This is a genomic window from Sphingobium sp. B11D3B, from assembly GCF_025961735.1.
Classification (GTDB): domain Bacteria; phylum Pseudomonadota; class Alphaproteobacteria; order Sphingomonadales; family Sphingomonadaceae; genus Sphingobium.
The window spans coordinates 539,737-558,029 of sequence record NZ_JAOQOF010000001.1; the positions used below are offsets into that span (position 1 = coordinate 539,737).

Consider the following 18,293-nt stretch of genomic DNA (forward strand, 5'->3'; position numbering starts at 1 on the left):
TCCAGGGCCTGAATGTACGGCGTTCACCTCACCCGCGAGGGCGCGACATTCTCCGTCTGGGCGCCCGACGCCACCGCTGTAACCCTGTGCCTGTTCGGCGATGACGAGTGCGAGCATCGCCATGCCATGGCCCAACAGGGCGATGTCTGGCAGGCGCAGATTGCCGGGGTTGCTGCCGGCCAGCGTTATGGCTTTCGCGCCGACGGCCCATGGGCGCCGGAGCAGGGGCTGTGCTTCGATCCCGCCAAGCTGTTGGTCGATCCCTGGGCGAGCGCGATCGATCGGCCTTTTGTCTTTGATCCCCAGCTTGCCGAGCGCGGCGTAGAGACGGCGCCACTCGTACCGCGCAGCATCGTCACTGCGCCGCTGGCCGATCTCCCGCCGGCGCCGCCGCACATCCGCCAGGGCGCCCTGATCTACGAGTTGAACGTACGCGGTTTCACCATGCTGCATCCGGACGTACCGCCGGCGCTGCGGGGCACGGTGGCGGCGCTCGCACACCCGGCGGTCATCGCACATCTCCAGAAGCTGCATGTCGGGGCGGTCGAACTGATGCCGATCGTCGCCTGGATCGATGAGAGGCATCTGGTCGCACGTGGGTTGGCCAATGCCTGGGGTTACAACCCGATCGCGCCCATGGCCCTCGATCCCCGACTGTGCCCCGGTGGCATGGCGGAACTGCGCGAAACGGTGGCGTGCCTGCACGAGGCCGGCATCGGCGTCATTCTCGACCTTGTGTTCAACCACACCGGCGAGAGCGACCGGATCGGGCCGACCCTGTCGATGCGCGGGCTGGGCGAGCGGAGCTATTATGCGCTGGAGGCCGATGGCGACCTCGTCAATGTCGCCGGCACCGGTAACACGCTTGATTTTACCCAGCCTGCCGTGCGGGCGCTCACGCTGGAGACGCTCCGACGCTTCGTGCGTGAGGCGGGCGTGGATGGCTTCCGCTTCGATCTCGCGCCGATTCTGGCGCGCGGCCCGGCGTTCGATCCGCAGGCGCCAATCTTCGATGAGATCGCGCGCGATCCCTGGCTGGCGGATCGGGTCCTGATCGCAGAGCCATGGGATATTGGCGCGGACGGTTATCAACTCGGCCGCTTTCCTGAGAGTTGGCTGGAATGGAACGACCGCTATCGCGACGATGTGCGCCGCTTCTGGCGCGGCGATGGCGGGATCGGCGCCTTCGTCACGCGTCTCGCCGGATCGGCGGACATCTTCGGCAAGCCGAGCCGGAGCGTCAATTTTTTGGCGTCTCATGACGGCTTCACGCTCGCCGATACCGTGGCCTATGTCCATCGTCACAATCTCGCCAATGGTGAGCATAATCGCGACGGACATGGCGAGAATTTCAGCTGGAACCACGGTGTCGAGGGACCGAGCGACGACCCGGACGTGATCGCGGCGCGCGGGGACGATCTGCGGGCCTTGCTCGCGACGCTCTTTGCCTCGTCCGGGACGATCATGCTGACGGCCGGCGATGAATTTGGCCGCACCCAGCAGGGCAACAACAACGCTTATGCGCAGGATAATCCGCTCTCCTGGGTTGCCTGGCATGATCGCGATACCTCACTGGAGGCCTTTGCCTGTGCGCTCTCCGCCGCGCGCGCGGCGGATCTCGATGCGTTCGCGACATTTCCTGAGCCCGGCCGCTGGTTCCGGGCGGATGGGGCGGATATGAGCGTTTCCGGCTGGGAATCGGCCGAGACCGGCTTTGTCCGCTACGAGGCGGACTTGCCGAACGGTCGCCGCTTCACGCTCCTCGTCGACCGCGCGCAGCGCCGACTCATTGTTGACATTGTCCGGCATTGAGTGAAAACCGGGCGGGGAATGGGGAATCATTCCGCGCAAAGCGAAGGGCCAGCGGCCTGGCGCAGCAGCACGGAACACCCTGAGGGGCATAACAGGTCAGTCTCCCGTCGGATGACCGGAGCGAGGAGTGGATTGCATGAAGGATTTAAAGGGCCAACTGGCTTTCATCACCGGTGGCGCTTCGGGTGCCGGCTTCGGTCAGGCAACCGTGTTCGGACGGGCGGGCGCTGAGATTGTCATTGCGGATGTGCGCGCGGAAGCCATCGACGCCGCCCTTGAGAAGCTGCGGGCAGAGGGCGTCCGCGCCCACGGCATCAAGCTCGATATCATGGACCGCGACGCCTATGCGAAGGCTGCGGACGAGGTCGAATCCGTTTTCGGCCGCGCGCCGACGATCCTGTCGAACACCGCTGGCGTCAACAGCTTCGGGCCGATCGAGAAGACGACCTATGATGACTTTGACTGGATTGTCGGCGTCAACCTGGGCGGCGTCATCAATGGCATGGTCACCTTCGTCCCGCGCATGATCGCGGCGGGTGTGCCGGGGCATATCGTGACAGTGTCCTCGCTCGGCGGGTTCATGGGCAGCGCGCTGGCCGGCCCATATTCGGCGGCGAAGGCGGCCAGCATCAACCTGATGGAAGGCTACCGGCAGGGTCTGGCGCAGTATGATATTGGCGTCTCGGTCTGCACGCCGGCCAATATCCGCTCCAACATCGCCGAGGCGAGCCGCCTCCGTCCTGAGAAGTTCGGGTCGAGCGGCTATGTCGAGAATGACGATTCCATCGCCTCCCTGCACTCGATCCACCAGCACGGGCTTGATCCCGAGAAGCTGGGTGAGGCGATCATGAAGGGCATTCAGGAAAACGCGCTCTACATCATCCCCTATCCGGAAGTGCGCGAAGGGCTGGAGAAGCATTTCCAGGCGATCATCGAGTCCGTCGCGCCGATCGAGAGCGACCCGGAGGGCGCGCGTCTGCGCACCGAGGCGTTGATCAACTGGGGTCGCGACCGCACGCGCGTCTTCGCCGACGGCAAGAAGGGCGAATAATCGCATTGCGCGATCGAATTGCGCTGGGGCGCCATGCGGAGCCATGGTCGCGCTAAGAACTATCGGAGAGAGACATGACCCTCAAATTGTACAGCTTTGGCCCCGGCGCCAATTCGCTCAAGCCGCTCGCGACGCTCTATGAGAAGGGCCTCGAATTCGAGCCGGTCTTCGTGGACCCGGCCAAGTTCGAGCAGCATTCGGACTGGTTCAAGAAGATCAATCCGCGCGGCCAGGTGCCGGCGCTCTGGCATGATGGCCAGGTCGTCACCGAATCCACCGTGATCTGCGAATATCTCGAAGACGTGTTTCCGGATGCCGGCACGTCATTGCGCCCCGCCGATCCGTTCAAGCGCGCGGAAATGCGCGTGTGGACCAAGTGGGTGGACGAGTATTTCTGCTGGTGCGTTTCCACCATCGGCTGGGCATTCGGCATCAAGGCGATCGCTCAGAAGATGACTGACGAAGAGTTCGAGGACCACGTCACCAACAAGGTGACCATTCCCGAGCAGCAGGTGAAGTGGCGCCGCGCCCGGAACGGCTTCCCGCAGGAGATGCTGGACGAGGAGTTCCGCAAGGTCGGCGTGTCGGTCCAGCGGCTGGAGGAGACGCTCTCCAAGCAGGACTATCTGGTCGACAGCGGCTTTAGCCTCGCAGACATCTGCAACTTCGCCATTGCCAATGGCCTCCAGCGTCCCGGTGGCTTCTTCGGCGACTATGTGAACGAGCAGAAGACGCCCGGCCTGTGCGCCTGGCTAGCGCGCATCAACGAGCGTCCGGCGATCAAGGCGATGTTCGAGAAGGCCAAGAGCGAGGATCTGCTCAAGGCCAAGCCGCAGCCCGCCGCCTGAACCGGGCGGCGGTCATACATCAAGGATAAGAAGGCGGACTGGGCAATGACGCAGGATCTCACCATCTACCACATTCCCGGTTGCCCCTTCTCGGAGCGCATCGAGATCATGATGGCGCTCAAGGGCGTGGCGCTGAAGGATGTCGAGATCGACATCTCCAAGCCGCGCCCGGACTGGCTGCTGGCCAAGAGCGGCGGCACCACGGCGCTGCCGCTGCTCGATGTAGAGAATGGCGAGAGCCTCAAGGAGAGCATGGTCATCTTGCGCTATCTTGAGCAGCGATACCCGCAGCCTGCCGTCGCGCATCCCGATCCGTTCCACCACGCCGTCGAGGGAATGCTGGCGGAGCTGTCCGGCCCGTTCTCGGGCGCGGGTTACCGCATGATCCTCAACCGCGATGCCGACAAGCGCGAGGAAATGCGCGCGGCTGTGGACGCGGAGTTCGGCAAGGTGGATGCTTTCCTGCGCCGCTACGCCACCGGCGCGGACTTTCTGTTCGAGGATCGCTTCGGCTGGGCGGAGGTCGCCTTCACGCCGATGTTCAAGCGGCTGTGGTTCCTCGAATATTACGAAGATTATGCGGTGCCCGCCCAGTTCGACCGGGTGTTGCGCTGGCGCGCAGCCTGCGTCGCGCATCCGGCCGCCCAGCACCGCAGCCATGAAGAGCTGATCAAGCTCTATTATGATTATAGCCAGGGCGGCGGCAACGGTCGCATACCCGAAGGGCGCGCCATTTCCAGCTTCTCCCCGGATTTCGACTGGCGCAACCGCCCCATGCCTCCCCGGGACAAATGGGGCCGCCCCGCGACCGATAACGAATTGGGCCTTGCCGCTTAACGCGCAAATTCCTTAGCATGCTATGATCTGATTGCCACATCCTTCATGCTTTCTTGGCAAGGTGCATCTTCGGGTCATGACATGAGGAATTGTTAACCATAATGAGGGACTTGGCCTGTGGGAGCGAGCAGGCCAGTCGGCTTCCCGAGAGCCGGTGTGGGTATCGCCTTGGGGGATCTGGTTTGTCACGCCGCAAGTGGCTGATCTTTGGATATGTGTGTCTGGCCGGTGCAGCCTTGCCAGCGCTGGCACAGGGGCAGCCTGCAGACCAATCGCGCGGCTCCGTTTACGAGGCCGCTTTTTTTAGCCCCTCCGCACCCAGCAATGCGCTGGAGATGATCTCCCTGGTGCCCGGCTTCACGCTGGACGAGGGCGATGCCGAGATTCGCGGTTTTCGGCAGGCGGCAGGCAATGTCGTGATCAATGGCCGACGGCCCAATGCCAAGAGCGAGACGCTCGGTACGCTGCTCTCGCGGATACCCGCCGCCCGCGTCGTCCGCATCGAACTCGCCTCCGGCGATCGGTTCGGGACGGACTATGCCGGTCGCGCGCTGGTCGCTAATGTTGTGCTTTCGCAGGAGGGCGGGCTCGCCGCGACGGTTGAGACGACCTTGCGCCGGGAATATCGCGGCGCGATCCTCCCGGAAGCAAGCATCTCCGCGCTGTGGAATCGGGGTGCTTCGACTTTCAACGTCGCACTCGCCGTTAAAAATGCTGCGACATCGGAGGAGGGGTTCGACCAACTGGTCGCGCTGCCCGGCGGGGCCGAGCAGGAGTATCGCGAGAAGTTCAGCCGCTTCCGCAATCCCCAGCCCTCCGGCTCTGTGCGGTGGACGCTGAACGAGGGGGAGCATCGCACGGTCAATCTCAGCGCCAGTCTCAACCTCAATTATGATGACCTGACGCAAAGCAGCTTCGTGCAATCTGATGACGGATCCGAGCGCAACGACGCCCTTGTGCAGCGTTGGTTTACCCGCACCATGGAAGTGAGCGGCGACATCACCCGGCCGCTCGGTTCTGGCGGCATCAAGCTGCTCGGTCTGGCCTCCCGGCGATATCGCAGCCTGCGCGATCAGGCGACCGAGGCCAGTCTGGCAGGGGACGATCTGGGCGGCCTCTTTCAGAACCAGCATGACTGGCGGGACGAGACGCTGGCGCGTCTGAGCTGGAGCGGCACGGCATTCTCGGGCTGGACGATCGAGACAGGCGTGGAAGGCGTCCGCACTCGGCTGGATGGCCAAGTGGATCTGTTTTCCGTCGATCCCGATGGGGCCGTCACGGTTTATGATCTGCCCGTCAGCCATGCCGTGGTGACGGAAGATCGCGGCGAGGCCTTCGCCAATGCGGGCCGGCCGCTGTCATCCCGGCTGCGGATCGATTTGGGCCTTGCCTATGAACGCTCGCGCCTCAGCGTAAGGGGCGATGTCAGCGCTCGTCGGACACTCGACTTCGTCAAGCCCAAGATCGCGCTGGATTGGCGCCACGGCGCCTGGCACAGCCAGATCAGCGCCGAACGGACCGTGGCCCAGCTCGATTTCGAGGATTTCGTAAGCGCTGCCGAGCTATCGGCGGACCGGGTGAACAGTGGCAATCCCGATCTCCTCCCGCAGCGGGCCTGGGAGTTCAAGCTGAGCGTCGATCGCGCCTTGCCGGGCGACGGGCGCATCACGCTCGATCTGGGCTATGATTTCATCGCAAAGGTTCAGGACCGCGTGCCGACGCCGGAGGGCTTCGATGCGCCGGGCAATTTGGGGGACGGCACCCAGTTCAGCGCGGCGGCCAATATCGATCTGCCGCTCTCCCGGCTGGGCGTCAAAGGCGGGCGGCTCACCCTTTACGGCTCCTATGTCGATACCTCCGTGCGGGATCCGTACACGCTGCGCTACCGCCCCTTTTCCGGCTATGCGCCCTTCTACTACGAGGCGCGCTTCCGGCAGGATCTGGGCCGTTTCGCCTGGGGCACGAGCATGACCGGCAATAGCGGGTCGGACAGCTACCGGATCGACGAGGTGGACTTCAACCGGGGGATCGCGCCGAACGTCGCCGCCTTTGTCGAATATCGCCCCAATCCCAGTTGGACTGTGACCCTCGGCAGCGAAAACCTGCTGGATGGCGGCAAGCGGCGCGTGCGCGACTTCTACGATCCGGACCGGCGCTCGCTGATGCCCTATGAGCGCGAGCTGCGGCATCGCGAGAGTCACCTCGTTGCATATCTGACCATCAAGCGCAGCATCCGGTAGCCGCTCCCACAAGGGGCGAACAAGGGCCGATCCATCCTGTGTTCAGGCGCATCATGCCATGGATCTTTCAGGTCGGCGCGGCATTGTAACGGTTCACGGACGCGCTGACGCAGTAACTGTCCGTGCCAGTCAGGCATTGCCGAGCCGGATGATGTCATGCAGATAGGCTTTCAGCTTGTCGCAACCGGCCTTCGCGCCCTTGTCGGTGCGGGCTTTGAGCCGGGCCTATGGTAGTTTGACCAGTGCGGATCGCGCGCCATGCGGTGTGGGGTCTGCCCGGTGCAGGAGAATGAGTGCTGATGACACTGAGTGTGTTGCTTGCCGCGGCGGCGGCCGCAGGATCGCCGCAATATATCCCGTCCAGCCCCACGCTGGGGATGGCCGAAGGGCGCTGCCGTGCGAACGAAGGCGGCCCGGCCTATATGATCAACATCAACGGGCTGAAGGACCGTCAGGGTCTGGTTCGCGTCGAGCTTTATCCCAATAGCGACGAGGATTTTCTCGCCGACGACAATGTCCTGCTCATGGCCGGCAAGCCCTTCCGTCGCGCCGAGATGAAGGTGCCGGCCAGCGGCCCGGTCGTGCTCTGCATCCGCGCGCCGAGCGCGGGCACCTACACGCTGAGCCTGCTGCACGATCGCGATTCCAACCGCAAGCTCGGCCTGTCGGTGGATGGCGTCGCTTTTCCGGGTGATCCCAAACTGTGCTGGGGCCAGCCCAAGGGCCGCGACGCGCGGGCGACGGTGGGCAATGGCCCGACCACGATCAACGTCACCATGCAGTATCGTCGCAGTCTGGTCTGCTTTGGCCCGCTCAAGAAGTAGCGGCAAGGGGGAGGGCTGGCCTAGCCGCCCTCGCGTGTCAGGCCGCCAGTGTGCCCGTCCGTCGCACGACGGGGTTGTCGACGAGCTGCTGATAATAAGCGAATAGATCGGCGAAATGCTCGTCGATGGTGCGCACATGTTGCGCATAATGGAGGGCTTTGGCGCGCACCTCTTCCTTGGGCGTTGCAATGAAGTCCAGGATCGCCTTGGCTGCGGCTGTTGGATCGGCTGACTTGTACAGCCACCCTTCGCACAAGCGGGCGTGATCCGCAGCGCCACCACGATCCGGCATGATGAGGGGCAGGCCGGCCGCGCGCGCCTCACCGCCAACGGTGCAGAACACCTCCGCTTCGCAGCCATGGATCAGGGCATCGCAGCTGGCGAAAAGACGCGCGACTGCCTGCCTGTCCGAGATCGGTGAGAGCAGATGGACGTGCGGGATTTGCGCGGCGGCGCGGGCCACGCGCGCGCGATCGCGCCCATCACCGGCAATCACGAGGCCGACCGGCGCCTTGTTCCCCGCCATGGTCACGGCCTGGATCACCATAGGCCAGCGCTTCTCCGGCCCGTGCCGCCCAGCCCCCAGCAGCAGCGTTGCTTCGGGCGGCAGGTCGCAGCGCGCAAGGAGGCGAGCGCGCAGCTCTTCATCACGAAAGTCCGGAGAGAAAATGCCTGGCTGGACGCCCATCGGATTGGTCACGACCCGTTTCATCCCACCCGCCAGCAGGCGATTGGTCTGGTCCTCGCCAGTCGTGATCGAGCCGTCGAACAACTGGTCCATTCGCTTAAGGTGGCGCCAGAACATGCCGAAAGCGCGGTCAATGGCCGGACGGGGCAGGAAAGGATCGAACCAGCGATAGGCATAAGCCGACATGGGATCGGCATGCATCACCAGCGCCCGCGGTGCTTTGCCTGGCCACTCACCTACAAAGCGGGCGCTGCGCCAGGGCGAGGAGCATTCGACGACGTCGGGTTCGAGTTGGCTCAGCGTATCGTGCAACGTGTCGACGTCGCGGAAATAATGGTAACGCCGGTCCAGCGGAAATTGAGGGTTTTCCAGGTAGATGATCCGCGCGTTGGGGCCATGATCCTCAACGCGGAACCCCGGTCCCGGTGCGATCACCACCACCTCATGCCCCGCCGCAGGTCCGGCGAGAAGCTTGCGATCGATGTAGGTTTTTACGCCGCCGCCATAGGGCGTGTAGAAGGCGGCGACATCCACAATGCGCATGGATGTCACCCGGCGCGGGCGCACATGGCGTCCACCTTGTCGCGCGATCCTGCCATCAGGCCCGCTTTTCTTTTCTGCCAACCCTGATCGTGGCGAGATCACCGATGGCCAGCACCGCACCGATGACGAGATGGGTCAGCAGGATAAGGGTGGTGATGAGAGCGATGAGAATGTGGATCTCGCTGTCTTGCCCGACCGCGAACACGGCGACCGCCGCGAAGATGATATCCTTGTTGCTGATGAGCGGCAGGCGCGAGAGCAGCATCCGCACCGTGGCCAGCACCAGCCACCAGCCCAGCGCCACGTCCGGGAGGGCCAGGCTCCACACCACCGCGAGCAGGACGTTACCGACCAGTAGTCGCGCGAAATGCAGGCCGGAAATGGCCCAGAGTTGCGTGCGCGTGAGGCTGAAGATGCGCTTGCTGAACACGAAGACCAGCAGGGAGACGACCATGATGACGCCGACCGATGCGGCCAGGGCGGAACTGGTAATGCCGAGGTTCAGGCTCTTGGCATAAGGATAGACCAAGGCCATCATCGCAAGCGTGAAGATGTTGGACACCACCGCGGAGAGGATCGCGACGTCCTTGACGGCGCCGAAGGGCGAGCCCTCCATTTTGATCTTCTTGCGGGCCCAGCTGTAGAAATAGGCCTCGCCGAGATAATCGACGATCAGCTCGTTGGTGACGTTCTTGCGCGCAAGGGCGATGAGACCTTCGCCCGGAATATGCCAGAGCCAGCGGAAAATGATGAAATCGAAGGCCAGGCCCGTGAAATAATAGCCGAAAAAGGCGACCCAGAACAAAGGATTGGCCGGGATGGTCTGCAACAGATCGTCCAGGCGGAACGACCGAAACTGCCAGATGACAACCGCAAGAATGGCAATGGACAGCGCCGGGGTGATCCACACCCACCACGAGGTCTGCCGGACAGGAAGCGGGATCGGGTCTTTGGAAGGATCGTCGCTCGACGGAGCAGGGGCTGGTGTCTGCATGTGTGTTTGCTTACTTGATAAGGCCCGATCGCGTCCGCGCTGCGGATAGCAACAATCTGGCCAGGGTCAAAGTCTATTTCCCCGCGACACGGCGGAAGAGGGCGATCCACTTCTCTAGCGTCGCCTCCATCGTGAACAGCGATGCACGCGCGCGCATGGCGGATATCTGCGGCTTCTGGTCGCACACGCGATCCATGGCGGCGGCGAGAGCCGAGACATCCTTGATCGGAACCAGCGTGCCCACATCCTCCATCATCATCGGCATGGCGATGGTGCAATCCGTCGCGACGATGGGGATCGCGGCGGCCAGCGCTTCCGCGACCACTGCGGGCACGCCTTCGAAGTCCGAGGAGAGGATGAAGGCATCGGCTTGCGCAAACCAGGGGGCGACAGGGTTGTGATGGCCGGGAAGGCTAAGCTGCGTGGCGACGCCGAGCGCTTGCGCCTTGGCTTCCAGCGCGGCGCGGAGCGGGCCTTCGCCCACAATCGTCAGCCGGTCGTCCGGTCGCGCGATCCGCGCGAACGCATCCAGCAGCAGCTCGAAGTTCTTTTGCGGAAACAGCCGCCCCACGCCCAGGAAATGCCGGCCCGGGTTATTGCGCGGCGTGCTGTCGCGCAGACTGGCCAGACGCTGCGCCACCGCCGCCGTCATCGAGGCATTGTGAATGATGGCGATCCGCTCGGGCGGGACGCCCATCTCGGTTTCGATTTCGTCGCGGACCGGCGGCGCCATTGCGACGACAGCCGCATAGATATGGCTGTGGCTGTGCATGATGAACCTGCTCAGCCGCCGCCGCAGTGGGCTGCTGTGGCGCTCATCGAGGCTGTTGCTCGGGCGCAGCACAATTGGCGGGCAGCTCTTGCCGAGGACAAGCCGGGTGACCGCAGCCACTGCCATCAGCCCGTTGCTGGGGAAGAACAGCACATCGGGCTTCAACCGCCGCACAATGCCCGGCAGCTTGATCATCATCCACAGGCTCTCGGTCTCGATCCGCGCGAGCCGGCCCGGAGGCGGGATGATATAGGGGACGTCCGGCGCCTCTTCCTGCAGCCGGCCTTCCCAGCGGCCAAGCGCGATGCGGGCATCGAGCCCAGCCTCTCGCCAGGCCTTGGTAAAGCGCAGCAGATCGCGCTCGACCCCGCCCGGTTCGAGGCTGTGGAGCACGCTCAGGACGAACAACGGCCTCTCGTCAGTCATCAGGCGGCAAGATCCGCATAGCGCGCGGGCGTGTGGGTGCGCATGAACTTGCTGTACGTCGCGTCGATGCTGTCGAGCAAAGCGGGTACGGTCGTGTCCGGCGGATGCACCGCGATGCGAGCATTGGGCAGTGCCCAGGGCGTGGCGCGGGCGGCGGCGGCGACCATCAGCGAACTGGCGATCCGTCCCTTCGTGCGGCTGGCCCAGGTGATGACCGGCCCCTTGGCCACAACTCGGCCCGTTTCCGGCTGCCAGACCTTGAGATGATCCTCGGCGAGCGGAAAGCCGCAATCGGCGAGCGCCTGCAGGCTATCCTGCGAGTAGAGCCAGGCCGGGGCGATGAACCCGGTGACGGGCCGGCCGATAGCGTCCTCCACGATCGGGCGACCACGCTCCAGCCGGCGACGCGCTTCCTCCCGCGAGAGCTGCGCGAACTCACCGGCGCCGGCCGTCATGTGCTTCTGCATGAAGCCCTTTTCGCGGGCATCGTCGCGGTGGCACCAGCCGTGCAGAAACATTTCCACCCCGGCATCGGCCCAACGGCGCAATTTGCCGGCAAAGGCGGCATTGCCGACCAGCGGCGCCCTGTCCTCAAAGTCGGGCACCACCAGCATGGCGAGGCGCGGACCACCGAGCAGGCCGCTCAGGCGGTCGAACAGCGCATCGACTTCGCTTTCAAAATGCGGCGTCACATCATGGATCGAGGCGAGCAAACGAGGCATGGGCGAGCCGTTACACCCTTTCCCGCGCGCCGTCACGCCCCACCGCAAGGGGCGAAGGTCAGAAGGCGCGGGTGATGCCCAGATCCATGGTCGTGCGCCGGTAATCGTAAATGCCGACCGTCGAGATATTACGCTCATAGGCCAGTCGCACGACCGGCGAGAAGCCTGCCACCTCGATCTGGCGGAAGGTCGCGCCGACCGATCCGCGCAGAAACCATTCCTTGCGGCGCTCCGGAAACAAAGCCAGCCGGGCATCGGCCTCGAGCCGCCGCACCGTGGCATTGGCGAACAGGGTCGTGCGGCCCATGTCCCGCCAGCCGAGCAGGGTCGCACCGCCCGAGGCGGTCGCATAGCCGGGATCGCGCGCGGTCTGCCGCGTGCCGCTCAGCTGAATGCCGACGCCACTGCGGGCGGACAGGGCGCGCTCGATGCCGGCGCTCAGATTGTAGAGCGCGCCATCCTGCAGGGCGTTTCGGTTGTAATGCGACTGGCCATAGGAAAAGCCGACATCGCTTTGCGCGCGCCGCCCGATGCGCTGCGTCCAGCGGAGATCGGCCGTCTCCGTGCGAGCATAAGCCTTGCCGCCATAAGTGCGCCAGGTGACGCCGGCAGAAGGCATGAGGCGGCTGCGCCCCCGTTGCCACTCCAGCCCCAGCAGGGCACTGCCGGAAAGGTCGTTGAACTGACTGGCGCGATAGAAGGTGCCATCGCCCGAGAGCCGCGGCACCAGCGTCAGTCCCTGGCCCAGCCCGACACGGGCATAGACCTGCCCTGAGAGGCGCAGGCCAATGCCCGATTGCTCCCGCGCATCCTCATCCAGGGTGAGCGGGGCGATGACCGTGTCCAGCTCCTTGGCATCGGTGGCGCGGTTGATGTTGCTGTCCGGCGCCATGGCCAGCTCGAAATTGCCGCCGAAGCGCCGGTTGGAGCGCAGTGCCGCGGCGAACCGATCCACCACCTGCTGCACGTCCGGCGGCAAGCCATTGGCTTGCGCCTGCCGCAATTGCTGGCGGGCGCGGCTTTCATCGCCCATCGCCGCCAGCACGCGCGCGAGTTCCAGCCGCACGCGGGTCGCGCCCGGCTCCTCATCCAAGATAGAGCGGAAGGCGAGGGCGGCATCGGTCTGCCGGCCCTGCTCATCGAGCATCATGCCCAGGCGAAAGCGCGCTTCGGAGCGGACCTTGAGATCGGGATCGCGGGCGAGCGCACGATAGATGGTCTCGGCATCCTCCAGCCGCCCCGCGACGCGCGCCTGATCGGCGAGGTCGAACAGCTGCGCGGCATTGAGGCCGGAGATGGACCGGGCGTCTTGGGAAACAGTCGGCGTGCTGCCAGCGGGCGGTTGGGCCTGAGCCTGCGCTTCCAGTGGGGCATGCAGGCACAGGCTTGGAATCAGCCCCAGCCAGCTCAGTCGTCGCAATGTCATGGCAGGCCCTTGCCGGTGCGCTATGGACAAATCAATTGGTGCGTTTGCCCACCGTCGCGCCGCTCAGATAATATGTGCTGCTATTGTCGCCCGGCGCGGTCTGGAAGCCGAAGGTGCCGCCGATCTCCGTCGCTGTCGGGCCGTAGAGAGCCCCCTCGAAGAAGCCGAGATAGGCATTGCTGCCGTTCACGACGTCCGCCGTCAGTCCGGCGTCGATGTCCATGACTCCGCGGTCGAAGGTAAACGTGCCGAAATTGCGGGTGCTGCCGTCGAAATTGCTCTTGCCGGTCGGGTTGAGCGAGCCGGTAAATGTGCCGGCGCCGAAATTGACGGCGAAGTTGCTCGTTCCGCTCAGCGCATAGGTCGCGCCGCCGCCGAACTGCGCCGCCGTGCCGCGAATGATGCCCGTGAAGCTGCCCGATCCGGTCGGGATCTGGAAGCCGTTGGTGCGGATTCCCCAGGCGAACCAGCGGTCGAGCCGGTCGCTGCCCGGTGCTTGCGCGCGCTCCCACCGGCCGAAGCTCGCATAGCTGAGCGCAATGGCGGTGTTGCCGGCCCCGGCCTTGTTGAGCGAGAGCGTGTAGGACAGGCCGTCCCCGCCGGTGATCTTGTAGACCGCGAGCGCATTCGAGGACGCTGCCGAATCGAGGCTGGCAGAACCGAATGTGGTGTCGATGCCCCGGTCGCTATCCTGATAGCGGTAGCTGCCTTGCGTGGCGTTGTAAGTGAACAGCCCGTTGGAGCGGAGCAGCGCTGCATTGTTCGCGCTGTTTCCGCTGCCCATATCGGTCAGGCTGAGCTGGCTGAACCGGTGCTCGAAGCTGTCATCGAACTGCAGGGCGGTGAGCGACATGTTAAGCCCGGCCACCGTGCTGTCCTGCCGGCCGAGCATATAGCCGGCGGTCACCTCGCCGTCGGCGCTATAGAGATACCAGGTCGCGCCGACTTCCTCGCCATTGGGGCCGTAGAAGCGACCGTCCCAACCGCCGTTGAAGCGCTTGCCGTCATCCATGAAGAAGTTGCCGGAAAAGGCTGTGGTGCCGCTGGTCAGCGCCGCCTCACCGAAATAGGCGCCGATGCCCTTGATGAGGCCGGTGTCCACGTCAATCGTGGTCAGCACGCCGCTGCTGGTCAGGGCGCCGCTCTGGAAGTCGATCTGCAGGGCGCCGCTCCCCGCGACCGCAAAGGGAGAATCGATCGCCCGCGCACCGACGAGGCTCACGGCATAACGCCCGGTGCCGGATGGCTGGAGCTGGCCGGCAGGCGTCTGGATGCCATAAGTGAACGGATCATAGGTGAAGTCGAGGGTGTTACCGGAGACCGTGGCGCGCTCCCATGCGCCGCCGCCGACATAGCGATAGGTCAGTTCTCCCGATGTGCCGGGCCGTGTCAGCGTCAGTGCCTCGCTGGTCGTGCCGAGCTTCTGGAAGCTGATAAACGCCGGGGATCCGGACGCGACCAGATCGGCTGGGGCGAAGGTGGCGCTGCGGTTGGCCGTGGCGATGGAATAGCTCTGCGTGCTGGCGTTATAGGAGATCGAGAGCGTGCCCCGGGCCGACTGACCGTTCTCGACCGGTCGCTCATCGGCATAGAAGCGCCCGGAGAGATTGCCGCCATTGCTGGTGAAGGTCTGGCTCTGCAGCGGCCCCATCAGGCTCGTATTCGGCCCGGCAATCGGGTTCGGGCTGGGGGCGGGCGCCGGCGTCGGGGTGGGGGTCGGCGTGGGCGTCGGCGTCGGCGTAGGTGTGGGGGTCGGCGTTGGGGCCGGCGTCGGTGTCGGGGTAGCTGTGGGAGTCGGCGTCGGTGTGGGGGTCGGCGTGGAATTGACGCCGCCCGCTCCACCGCCTCCGCAAGCGGTGGTCAGAAGAGTGATGAGGAGGGGCATAGCCCACTTGCTCTGCTTGACCATGACGGGGCGAAACTCCGGATTAATGAGCGCGAGACGGTTCGAGGGTTCGTGTCCGGACGTTGGCCAAATATAATTGACGAAAAGTTTATCATCTTGGAACTGGGTCCGTTTTTGAGACGGTTGGAGGTGAAGTCGGTAAAATTTCACCGCAAATTTGCGCTTCGGGGTGCCGCATGGCGCGTTAACCATCTTCCGGGCTTCCCTGTCGGGTCAGAATGGTTAACAGTTCTTAACTATGAGACGCGCCCCCGTTCTGACTCACGAAGAGGCGAGACATCCGTTTCGCCAGTCGCTTCCCCGCCATGTGTTCCGGCCTGCGCCGGACGCGACGTCGCAAGCCCGCCCTGCGCCGGACGAAGACAAGGACTGGAAGTTGTTTGTGCTGAGCTTCGCGGCGTTCTTTACGGTCGCCTACACGTTCATCGTGTGAGGACTCAGCGGCCGCCGGCTTCCCGCGCGGCTGCCAGGTCCGCTTCGCACGCCCGGTGAAGCTTCAGCGCCAGCAGGGCGCAGATGCCGCACATGCCACACATGATGAGCAGTGCTTCCCGGTTGCTCAGGCCCGCGCTGGTCGCGGCCATGATGACGAGCGCGCCGAAGACCATCGCGCCTGAGTTGACGACATTGTTGGCGGCGACTGTCCGCGCGGTCTGGTCCTTGCTCACCGTGGTGGTGAGGAAGGCGTAGAGCGGCACAACGAACATGCCGCCGAACGTCGCGATGCCGAACAAAGCGATCACGATGCGCCAGCTATGTGGTGCGGCGAGAAAATCGCGGACCGTATAGAGCGTATCGGCGGGCGCGCGGACCCAGTCGCCGGAGGCATAGGAGAAGAACCAGATGAAGCCGGCCATCATCAGCACCGAGATGGGGGAGTAACGGGCGGAGACGACGCCACCGAGCAGGCGGTTGACCGCCACCGATCCTACCGCCACGCCGATCGAGAAGATCGCGAGGAACATGCTCGCGACTTCCTTGGTCGCGGTGAACTCATTTTTCACCAGCGGCGGGAAGATGATGACCAGCACCGTGGCGATCATCCAGAAGAAGCTGATCGACATGATCGCCAGGAACAGGCGGCGGATGTGCATGGTTGCCGAGATCAGGCGCCAGGAGGCCCGGAAGATATTGTAATCCATGTCGATCGGCGGCCCGACGCGCGGGGCGGGCGGCACCATGCGGCCCGAGAGGTAGCCGATCATCGCGATGATGAGGACGCCGCACGCCGCGGCGGTCGGGCTGATCCAGCCCGCGACGATCGTCCCGGTCAGAATGGCGATATAGGTGCCGGCTTCGACGAGCCCCGTCCCGCCGAGCACCTGATCCTGCTCCAGATGCTGAGGGAGAATCGCATATTTGATCGGCCCGAAGAAGGTCGAGTGAACGCCCATCGCCAGCAATGCGGTCAGCATGAGGCCAACGCCGGTCATCGGGTGCCGCGCGCTCACCAGCAGGCCGGCCGCACCGACCGTCATGATGAGGATTTCCGCGAGCTTGACCGTGCGGATGATCCTGGACTTGTCGATATTGTCCGCAAGCTGGCCGGAGAGAGCCGACAGCAGGAAGAAGGGTAGCACGAACAGCCCGGTCGCGACCGCGTTGAACGCCGATTCCTGTTGCGGGTCCTGAAACACGCCATAGGTCGCGAACAGGATCATCGCAGTCTTGAAGAGATTATCGTTGAAGGCCCCGAGGAACTGAGTGACGAACAGGGGCAGAAACTTCCGGTGGCCGAGCAGCCGCAGGGATGCCTGCATAAGTGCGTGAACTCTTGTGATCCGGCCGGACTCGCGCCGTCGCCGGGCTTCTAGCGGCGAAATGGGCAGGTGAAAAGACATTGGATGCCGCATCGTGCAGCCCCTTGTCTGCGCTGAACGGCTGTGGCACCCGCATTGTCGTGAAGTTCTTGCCAAACATTCTGACCCTCTCGCGGATTCTCGCGGTGCCCCTGCTCGTCGCCCTTTTGTGGCCGGCCGAGTCTGTCCACGCCTGGCGCCTCGGCTATCTCGCGGCGTTCGGGCTCTACTGCCTGATGGGCATCACCGATTATTTCGACGGCTATCTCGCCCGCGCGCAGGGCACGGTCTCCAAGCTGGGCGTGTTTCTCGATCCGATCGCGGACAAGATCATGATCGGCGCGGTGATTCTCATCCTGTGTGCCAACCAGAACATCAACGGCGTCCATATCATCGCGGCGCTGGTGATCCTGCTGCGGGAGATTGCGGTCTCCGGCCTGCGGGAGTTTCTCGCGGGCCTGCGGATTTCCGTGCCGGTCTCGCGGCTCGCCAAGTGGAAGACGGCGTTTCAGCTTGTCTCGCTGGGCGCGCTCATTCTGGCGGGCGGATTGCCGCATATCGCGTTCATCCAGCTTGCCGGCCTCGTCACCTTGTGGGCGGCCGCTCTGCTCACCCTGCTTACCGGCTGGGATTATCTGCGCGCCGGCCTCAAGCACATGACGGTCTGATCATGGCCGACATCACGATTCTCTATTTCGCCTGGGTGCGCGAGCGGATCGGTCTGGACGAAGAGCAGCAGCCCGTGCCCTCGCCCGATACGACCGTGGCGCAGCTTCTCGATGCCCTGTCAGCCGGCAGCGCCGGCCATGCGGCGGCCTTTGCGGACAGGGCGCGTCTGCGCGCGGCGCTGGACCAGAAGTTTGTGCCCTTGGACACTGCCGTCGGCCAGGCGCGCGAGCTGGCGATCTTTCCCCCCGTGACCGGTGGCTGACGCCACGCCCTCGATTTCGCTGCGCGTCACGGCGGAGGATTTCGATCCCGGCCGCGAGCTGGCCCGGCTGGAAGGGCTGGATGGCGGCGGGATCGCGAGCTTTACGGGGCTGGTGCGCGATGATGGCGGGCTGCGCGCGCTCCGGCTGGAGCATTATCCCGCGATGACACAGGCGCAGATCGCTGCGGTGGTCGAAGAAGCCTGCGCCCGCTGGCCGTTGCTCGGCGTGACGGTCATCCACCGGTTCGGTGAACTGCCGGTCGGCGCGCGGATCGTCTTCGTCGGCACCGCCTCGGCCCACCGCGTCGCCGCGCTCGAATCCTGTGCGTTTCTCATCGACTGGCTGAAAGTCTCAGCGCCCTTCTGGAAGCAGGAGATCCGGCATGACGGCTCGGCCGGCTGGGTCGAAGCGAAAGGCGCCGACGACGCGCGCGCCGCAATCTGGCGGCAGGGGCGGCTGGACCCGATCTGACG

The 18,293-nt window shown here is 64.6% G+C and carries 17 protein-coding genes; 10 read left to right on the forward strand and 7 right to left on the reverse strand.

From position 1 onward, the window contains the following. Positions 1 to 12 precede the first annotated feature (12 nt). From glgX to M2333_RS02640, 6 genes are all read left to right on the forward strand, one after another. On the forward strand, positions 13 to 1,812 hold the full coding sequence (gene glgX / locus M2333_RS02615) for a glycogen debranching protein GlgX (RefSeq protein WP_264594182.1): 1,800 nt from the start codon (positions 13 to 15) through the stop codon (positions 1,810 to 1,812). Positions 1,813 to 1,948: 136 nt separating this feature from the next. Next, a complete protein-coding gene (locus tag M2333_RS02620; RefSeq protein WP_264575394.1) occupies positions 1,949 to 2,863 on the forward strand; it encodes an SDR family NAD(P)-dependent oxidoreductase in 915 nt (304 codons plus the stop codon). Between the two features lie 74 nt (positions 2,864 to 2,937). After that, a complete protein-coding gene (locus M2333_RS02625) occupies positions 2,938 to 3,711 on the forward strand; it encodes a glutathione S-transferase family protein (RefSeq protein WP_264573239.1) in 774 nt (257 codons plus the stop codon). A gap of 45 nt (positions 3,712 to 3,756) precedes the next feature. Further along, a complete protein-coding gene (locus M2333_RS02630) occupies positions 3,757 to 4,548 on the forward strand; it encodes a glutathione S-transferase family protein (protein WP_264610762.1) in 792 nt (263 codons plus the stop codon). 182 nt (positions 4,549 to 4,730) lie between these two features. Beyond that, a complete protein-coding gene (locus M2333_RS02635) occupies positions 4,731 to 6,788 on the forward strand; it encodes a TonB-dependent receptor (protein WP_264610763.1) in 2,058 nt (685 codons plus the stop codon). Positions 6,789 to 7,087: 299 nt separating this feature from the next. Further along, positions 7,088 to 7,612 (forward strand): DUF2141 domain-containing protein, encoded by a 525-nt coding sequence (locus tag M2333_RS02640; protein ID WP_264610764.1) that lies wholly within the window; start codon positions 7,088 to 7,090, stop codon positions 7,610 to 7,612. Between the two features lie 37 nt (positions 7,613 to 7,649). Here M2333_RS02640 and M2333_RS02645 read toward each other — a convergent pair whose 3' ends face one another. The 6 genes from M2333_RS02645 to M2333_RS02670 all read right to left on the reverse strand — a co-directional run bounded on the left by M2333_RS02645 (position 7,650) and on the right by M2333_RS02670 (position 15,092). Further along, the gene (locus M2333_RS02645) at positions 7,650 to 8,843 is read right to left on the reverse strand and encodes a glycosyltransferase (RefSeq protein ID WP_264570836.1); all 1,194 of its coding nucleotides are present in this window, start codon (positions 8,841 to 8,843) and stop codon (positions 7,650 to 7,652) included. Positions 8,844 to 8,898: 55 nt separating this feature from the next. Beyond that, a complete protein-coding gene (locus tag M2333_RS02650) occupies positions 8,899 to 9,837 on the reverse strand; it encodes a hypothetical protein (protein ID WP_264570835.1) in 939 nt (312 codons plus the stop codon). Between the two features lie 73 nt (positions 9,838 to 9,910). Continuing rightward, positions 9,911 to 11,035, reverse strand: a complete 1,125-nt coding sequence (locus tag M2333_RS02655) for a glycosyltransferase (RefSeq protein ID WP_264594185.1) — start codon at positions 11,033 to 11,035, stop codon at positions 9,911 to 9,913. Beyond that, entirely contained in the window at positions 11,035 to 11,757 is a 723-nt protein-coding gene (locus M2333_RS02660) for a DUF2334 domain-containing protein (RefSeq protein WP_264610765.1), read from the reverse strand. The genes M2333_RS02655 and M2333_RS02660 overlap by 1 nt, the downstream gene beginning before the upstream one ends. 58 nt (positions 11,758 to 11,815) lie before the next feature. Beyond that, the gene (locus tag M2333_RS02665; protein ID WP_264610766.1) at positions 11,816 to 13,183 is read right to left on the reverse strand and encodes a surface lipoprotein assembly modifier; all 1,368 of its coding nucleotides are present in this window, start codon (positions 13,181 to 13,183) and stop codon (positions 11,816 to 11,818) included. 31 nt (positions 13,184 to 13,214) lie between these two features. After that, on the reverse strand, positions 13,215 to 15,092 hold the full coding sequence (locus tag M2333_RS02670) for a transferrin-binding protein-like solute binding protein (RefSeq protein ID WP_264610767.1): 1,878 nt from the start codon (positions 15,090 to 15,092) through the stop codon (positions 13,215 to 13,217). A 235-nt stretch (positions 15,093 to 15,327) separates the two neighbouring features. Between M2333_RS02670 and M2333_RS02675 the strand changes: the two genes are divergently transcribed. Continuing rightward, entirely contained in the window at positions 15,328 to 15,522 is a 195-nt protein-coding gene (locus M2333_RS02675; RefSeq protein ID WP_181560155.1) for a hypothetical protein, read from the forward strand. Between the two features lie 4 nt (positions 15,523 to 15,526). On the opposite strand, the gene M2333_RS02680 is transcribed toward M2333_RS02675, so the two are convergent. Next, entirely contained in the window at positions 15,527 to 16,849 is a 1,323-nt protein-coding gene (locus M2333_RS02680) for an MFS transporter (protein ID WP_264570830.1), read from the reverse strand. A gap of 140 nt (positions 16,850 to 16,989) precedes the next feature. Here M2333_RS02680 and pgsA point away from each other — a divergent pair, with 140 nt between their 5' ends. The 3 genes from pgsA to M2333_RS02695 are packed head-to-tail and all read left to right on the forward strand — an operon-like array spanning position 16,990 to position 18,291. Beyond that, complete coding sequence (gene pgsA / locus M2333_RS02685; protein WP_181560153.1) at positions 16,990 to 17,556, forward strand: CDP-diacylglycerol--glycerol-3-phosphate 3-phosphatidyltransferase; 567 nt, start codon at positions 16,990 to 16,992, stop codon at positions 17,554 to 17,556. A 2-nt stretch (positions 17,557 to 17,558) separates the two neighbouring features. Beyond that, positions 17,559 to 17,819, forward strand: coding sequence for a molybdopterin converting factor subunit 1 (moaD, locus tag M2333_RS02690; protein WP_264594189.1), 261 nt, complete (start codon positions 17,559 to 17,561; stop codon positions 17,817 to 17,819). Next, positions 17,812 to 18,291, forward strand: a complete 480-nt coding sequence (locus M2333_RS02695) for a molybdenum cofactor biosynthesis protein MoaE (protein WP_264610768.1) — start codon at positions 17,812 to 17,814, stop codon at positions 18,289 to 18,291. Before moaD ends, M2333_RS02695 begins: the two co-directional genes overlap by 8 nt. The last annotated feature ends 2 nt before the right edge of the window (positions 18,292 to 18,293 follow it).